Below are 5,657 nucleotides of genomic sequence, written 5' to 3'. Positions count from 1 at the left end.
CGCGTATAGGTCTCGCGCGGACGGTGCAGCACGTCGTCGACAGCCCCCGCCTCGATCAGCCTGCCGCGTTCCAGCACCACGACTTTTTTGGCATATTGGGCTACGAGCCCGAGATTGTGGGTGATGAGCAGCACGGCCGTCCCGAAGGTTCGGGTCAGGTCAACCATGACCTCCAGCACTTCGCGCTGCGTCAGCGTATCCAGCGCCGTCGTCGGCTCATCGGCAATCAGGAGCTTTGGACGCAGCAGCATGACCGAGGCGAGCATGATGCGCTGGCGCATGCCTCCGGAAAACTGATGCGGGAATGCGGCGAGGCAGGCTGCAGGATCGGCGATCCTGACCCGTTCGAGCATGTCGGTGGCGCGGGTCAGGGCGGCGTCGATGCCGAGCTTTTCATGCAGCCGCAAGCCCTCTATCAGCTGGGCGCCGATGGTCATGGCCGGGTTGAGCGACACCATCGGTTCCTGGAACACCATGCCGATCTGCGCGCCGCGTATGGCGCGGATCTCGGCATCGGTCATCTTCAGCACGTCACGCTGGTTGAACAGGATCTCGCCCGCCACGGGACGGATGACCTTGGGCAGCAATCGCATCGTCGCGCGGGCCGCAACGGTCTTGCCGCTGCCGCTTTCGCCGACGAGCGCGACGATTTCGCCTGCCCCGACGTCGAAGGAGACGCCGTCTAGGATCGGCAGGCCGGTCGAGGTTTTGATGCAGAGGTCGCGCACGCTGAGCAGCGGCTGCTTGAGGTCGGGCACCGTCATCTTTGCTCCATTCTCGGGTCGAAGCGATCGCGCAATGCGTCGCCCAGCAGGTTGACGCCCAGCAGCGTCATCGAGATGCAGATGCCGGGTGCCAGCCCAAGCCACGGCGCCTTTTCGATATAGGGTCGCGCCGAGGCCAGCATATTGCCCCAGGTCGGCGCCGGCGGCGGCACGCCGAGACCGAGGAAGCTCAACCCACTTTCCGCCAGGACGACCCAGCCGAACATCGAGGTAGCCAGCACGACGATGGGGGCGATGCAATTGGGCAGGACGTGGCGCAGCATGGTGTCCAGTTCCGAATTGCCGATGACGCGCGACGCCTCAACATATTCGCGCTCCCTGGCAGACAGCACGCTGCCGCGGACGACGCGCAGCACCGATGGCGAATAGGCGATGCCGAGCGCGAGGATGATGCCGTATTTGTTCGGGCCGGCGATCACCATCAGCCCGAGAGCGAGCAGCGTGCCGGGAAAGGCGAGCAGGGCGTCGCTGAACACCATCAGCACGCGGTCGAACAGGCCGCGGACATAGCCGGCCAGCAACCCGGCGAAGGTGCCGACGATGACGGCGAAGGCGACGGTCAGCGTGGCCACGATCATGCTCTGCAGCGCGCCCGCCATCAGCCGCGAAACCACGTCGCGGCCGAATTCGTCCGTGCCAAGCCAGAATTGTGTCGAGGGAGCCTGCAGCTTTGCCGACAGCTTGATCGCGGCCGGGACATGCGGCGTCCAGAACAGGGCGGTCACGGCCATGCAGGCGATAAGGCCGATGAGAAACGAACCGATGACGAGATTGGCGGGCTGCCGGTTCATGAGGCCGCGACCCTTGGATCGAACAGCGGATAGCAGAGATCGACGATGAGATTGACGAGCACGTAGATCAGCGCCGTGAACAGCAGACATCCTTGCACCACCGGGTAATCGCGCGCGAAGATCGCGTCGACGAGGAGACGCCCGAGGCCGGGCAGGGTAAAGACGGTTTCCAGCACAGCGATGCCCCCGAGCAGACCGCCGAGCACGAGGCCGATCATCGTCCATGTCGGTGCAAAGGCATTGGGCAGCACATGGCGCAGCAGCACCTTGCGTTCCGAAAGCCCCTTGGCGCGGGCATGCATGACATATTCCAGCCGCAGCACCTCTATGGCGCTGGCCCGCATCATGCGCGTCAGCACGCCCACTTCGATTAGCATCAGCGTCACGACCGGCAGCACGATATAGGTCAGCGCGGTCCAGGGGTTTTCGGTGAAGGGCACATAGCCGATGACCGGCAACCAGCCAAGTTTCAGCCCGAAGACCAGCAACAGCAGCAGCCCGAGCCAGAAGCTCGGCACCGACATCAGCAGCGTCGACAGCGCGACGATCGCGACATCGCCGGCCTCGTTCTGGCGCCAGGCGGCGAATAGGCCGGCGGGCACGGCGATCATCGTTGCAAGGACGACCGCCACCAGCACGATTGTGGCACTCACCTGGAAGCGGTCGAGCATCACCGAGAGGACCGGCGCACCGTTGGAGATCGACGTGCCGAGATCGCCGCGCAGCACGTTTTCAAGCCAATAGACGAACTGCACCGGCACAGGCTCACCAAGCCCAAGCGCGTCGCGCAGCCCGGCAAGCTCTTCCGGGCTCGCCCCGTCACCCAGGATGAGCTGTGCCGGATCGCCGGGGATCATGCGAACCATGAAGAACACGATCACCGCGACGATCAGCAGGGTCGGAAGCGTCCAAAGCAGACGCTTCGCGACATATTTCATCAGGGCGCCCACGGGCTACTGGCCTGCGGCGAAGGAAACGCCCCACATGCGCGGATAGCCGACCGGCCACGTCTTGTAGCCTTCCACATTGGCGCGGACCGCACCGATGCGGGTGCCGGAATAGAGCGGAATGAGCGGTACGTCGGCGCGCATCATGCCTTCGAGCTGGTCGAACATCGCCTGGCGCTTGGCCTGATCGGTGACCGAGGCGCTTTCGGCGATCAGCTTCAGGCCATCGGGATTGTCCCAGACCTTATTGGCGCTTTTGTCCTTGCTGCCGCTGACCATGTCAAATGACAGCGTGGGGTCCAGGCGAGCCGAATAGGTGAACGACATGGCCGAATAATTGCCGGCCGTATAGCGATCGAGCAGGCTCGCCCAGTCAAGGGTTTCGATTTCGATGTTGATGCCGGCTTCTTGTGCCATCGCCTGGACCAGGATGGCGGCGTCGAACAGCGAAGGATAGAACTTGGTGGCGAGCCACTTGATGGTCTCGCCCTTGTAGCCTGCCTCGGCCAGCAGTTTCTTTGCCTCTTCGATATTGCGGGCCGGCACTTCCGATTGGGTTTTGCCATAGTAGGGGCTGGGAGTCGGAATGACTGAGAGGCTTGAGGTGGCCTGGCCATTGGTCAGTGCCTGCGCGATCTCGGGCAGGTCGAGCGTCAAAAGCAGCGCCTTGCGGATGCGGACATCCCCAAGCAGCGGGTCGCGGGTCTGCAGCAGCAGCCCTGTCAGCCCCATGCTCGGAACCTTGTCGACCTTGAGCTGGTCGCTGCCGGAGAATTCCTCGATATCGGCATTGTTGACGTCGCTCAGCACATCGATATCGCCCGAGTAAAGAGCGGCCTTGGCGGCGGCGTCGTCCGGCACGATCATGAAGCGCACGGCATCGACCTTCGGTGTCTTGTCGCCGACATAGCCGGTGCGGTCGCCGCCCGGAGAAACATAGTTGGCGTTGGCGGCGAGTTCCACATACTGGCCACTGCGCCATTCACTGAGCGTGAAGGGACCCGTGCCGACCGGCTTGACCCACTTGCCCTCGGCATCGAGCGAACTCTTGTGATAGATGCCGGTGCCGCCGCAATCGGTGCGGGCAAGCGTGGTCAGGAACAACGCGGTCGGCTTTTCAAGCGTAAAGACCACCGTTGAGGCATCTGGAGCCTCCACGCCGGTCACATTGGAGACGCCCTTGCCGGTCACGTCGTTCAGGCAGCGCCATGCCGTTTTGGGATCGGTGTAGCGCTGCCAGGCAGCCAGCACGTCGGCCGAGGTGAGCGCCTCGCCATTGCTGAACTTCAGGCCGTCGCGCAGCTTGAACGTATAGGTCTTGCCATCGGGGGGATACGTCGACCGATTTGGCGAGCAGCGGCGCCACTGAGGCATCGTCGCGGTAGCCCACCAGGCCCTCGACCATGTGCAGCACGATGGCATCGCTGTTGGCATCACGATTGACCCCGGGATCGGTGGAACGGATATCGGCATTGATCCTGACACGCATGGCCTTGTCCTGCGCCGCGGCTGATGCTGCGCCAACCGCAGCAAGTGCCGCAGCAATTGCGGTCGTCTTCAGAAAAACATGATATTTCATTGGAAGCTCCCGTTTTTTGTTCCCTTATGGATTTCTTGTCACGCAGCGTCGGTTTGCGCCTGCGCGGGCGGTCCGGCTGATGCAATGCGCATGTCGAGGTCATAGCTGGTGAAATGCGGATTGATCGCCGGCAGAAGTGCGACTTCCATCCGGCCTTCCGCCGGAACCATCACGATCATCGCGACCGTGGCCGACTGGTTGCTGGACAGCGACTGGCGTGGCGGCCGGCAGACAGACCAAGGCGCTTCGAAATTGTCGAACAGCGCGTCCTTGACGTGGTTGACCGTGACCTTGCCGAGATGCGGTTCGATCAGGCCGCGGACGCGCAGGTCGCGATAGAGCGAGTCCGGCATGTTGACGACGCCCTTGTCCAGCAGCTTCGCCAGCGCCACTTGGCTCTGGAAATGGTTGGCATGCACCAGCAGGCCCCTGTCCGGATAGACCAGGAAGGTCTCGTCCGGTGCGCATTCGAAATCGATTGCGATGCCATGGGCATGACCGACCATGATGTTGTTCGACGCGGATTTCCGTGTGCCGTAGACCGCCTGCATCGACAGCGCCAGATGGGTCTGTTCCAGGACCTTGCGGCGGATGATCGCGAGCGGCACGCCAAGTTCGCGGTAGTCGCGATCGGTCTCCAGGTAGTTGCCGCTGATGGTGATGCCGGCGGCGTTGAAGCCGGTGCGCGCAAGGCCGCCGGCCTCGGTGAAGGTGATGATGTCGGGACCGTCCTTTCGCGTGATCTTCAGCACAACGGAGGTTTCGGCGCATTCGGCTTTCCAGTCCCAGTTCTGGGCATGGATGAATTTTCCGTCGCGGGTCGCCGAGGGCATGACAAAGACGCCGGTGCATTCGTCGGACTGGATGAAATCATCCTGCCCATGCTGCCTGCGCCGCGCCAGCTTGAGGATCTCGGTGCGGGCATTGAGCAGCAGGATCGCTGACAGGTTGGTGTTGACTGCCTTCGCGATACCGCGCATTTCCTCGATATACTGGCTGCCATAGGCTTCGACGGCGCCGGCGAAGCGCTCGATCATCTCCGCCAGGTCCTCGTCGGCCAAGCCGGAAGCATGCAGTTGGTGCTTGTAATGATCGATGCCCTTGAGGATGCGGTCGGCGGCCTGTTCGCCATATTGTTGACCACACTCGAATGGCGTACCGGAAACTTCGACAAAGGGGCAGGAAAGGGGAAGGGTCATGGCAACCTTGCAAGGAATGATGGACGTGTTCTGCGGACAGAGCTCTTGTCTGCTCCAAAAAAGTATTTTATAAAACAAAAACGCAAAATGAGCGAGAAGGCAAGCGAAAAAATGTCTAGTGCGAGCACGCCGCTTCAGCAGGACCTGATGCGCCGCATCATTGATCTGATCCATGAGGACAATCTTGAGCCCGGAGCAAAGCTCCGCCAGGGTCATCTTGCCGAACGATTGCGTGTTTCCCGGACGCCGGTGCGAATGGCGCTGGAATTGCTGGAGGCAAGGGGGTTCGTGCAACATGAACTCAACCGGGGAATGACGCTTGTCTCCGTCCCGCCGCGTCTAGAGGCCGAGGACGC

6 protein-coding genes are annotated in these 5,657 nt (G+C 62.3%); 1 reads left to right on the top strand and 5 read right to left on the bottom strand.

What is annotated here, in order from left to right:
• The 5 genes from PDO_RS09370 to PDO_RS09350 all read right to left on the bottom strand — a co-directional run.
• Window positions 1-764 (bottom strand): ATP-binding cassette domain-containing protein (locus PDO_RS09370; protein WP_007600809.1); only part of this gene is annotated, 764 nt, incomplete at its 3' end.
• Window positions 761-1,576, bottom strand: a complete 816-nt coding sequence (locus PDO_RS09365; protein ID WP_007600808.1) for an ABC transporter permease — start codon at window positions 1,574-1,576, stop codon at window positions 761-763. The genes PDO_RS09365 and PDO_RS09370, both read right to left, overlap by 4 nt.
• Window positions 1,573-2,514, bottom strand: coding sequence for an ABC transporter permease (locus PDO_RS09360; protein ID WP_007600807.1), 942 nt, complete (start codon window positions 2,512-2,514; stop codon window positions 1,573-1,575). Before PDO_RS09360 ends, PDO_RS09365 begins: the two co-directional genes overlap by 4 nt.
• A 15-nt stretch (window positions 2,515-2,529) precedes the next feature.
• On the bottom strand, window positions 2,530-3,897 hold the full coding sequence (locus PDO_RS09355) for an ABC transporter substrate-binding protein (RefSeq protein ID WP_007600806.1): 1,368 nt from the start codon (window positions 3,895-3,897) through the stop codon (window positions 2,530-2,532).
• 243 nt (window positions 3,898-4,140) lie between these two features.
• Complete coding sequence (locus PDO_RS09350) at window positions 4,141-5,301, bottom strand: C45 family autoproteolytic acyltransferase/hydolase (protein WP_007600805.1); 1,161 nt, start codon at window positions 5,299-5,301, stop codon at window positions 4,141-4,143.
• Window positions 5,302-5,346: 45 nt separating this feature from the next.
• Here PDO_RS09350 and PDO_RS27845 point away from each other — a divergent pair.
• Window positions 5,347-5,657: GntR family transcriptional regulator (locus tag PDO_RS27845; RefSeq protein WP_160167028.1), on the top strand; the 311-nt coding region annotated here is incomplete at its 3' end.

Origin of the sequence: Rhizobium sp. PDO1-076 (assembly GCF_000247475.1) — a bacterium.
Classification (GTDB): Bacteria; Pseudomonadota; Alphaproteobacteria; order Rhizobiales; family Rhizobiaceae; genus Allorhizobium.
Note: the sequence above shows the minus strand (reverse complement) of the source record. Positions and strands in the feature narration are given on the sequence as shown.

Coding starts and splice junctions, on each gene's coding strand:
- PDO_RS09365 (WP_007600808.1), bottom strand. CDS start 1,576: ATGAACCGGCAGCCCGCCAATCTCGTCATCGGTTCGTTTCTCATCGGC.
- PDO_RS09360 (WP_007600807.1), bottom strand. CDS start 2,514: ATGAAATATGTCGCGAAGCGTCTGCTTTGGACGCTTCCGACCCTGCTG.
- PDO_RS09355 (WP_007600806.1), bottom strand. CDS start 3,897: ATGCCTCAGTGGCGCCGCTGCTCGCCAAATCGGTCGACGTATCCCCCC.
- PDO_RS09350 (WP_007600805.1), bottom strand. CDS start 5,301: ATGACCCTTCCCCTTTCCTGCCCCTTTGTCGAAGTTTCCGGTACGCCA.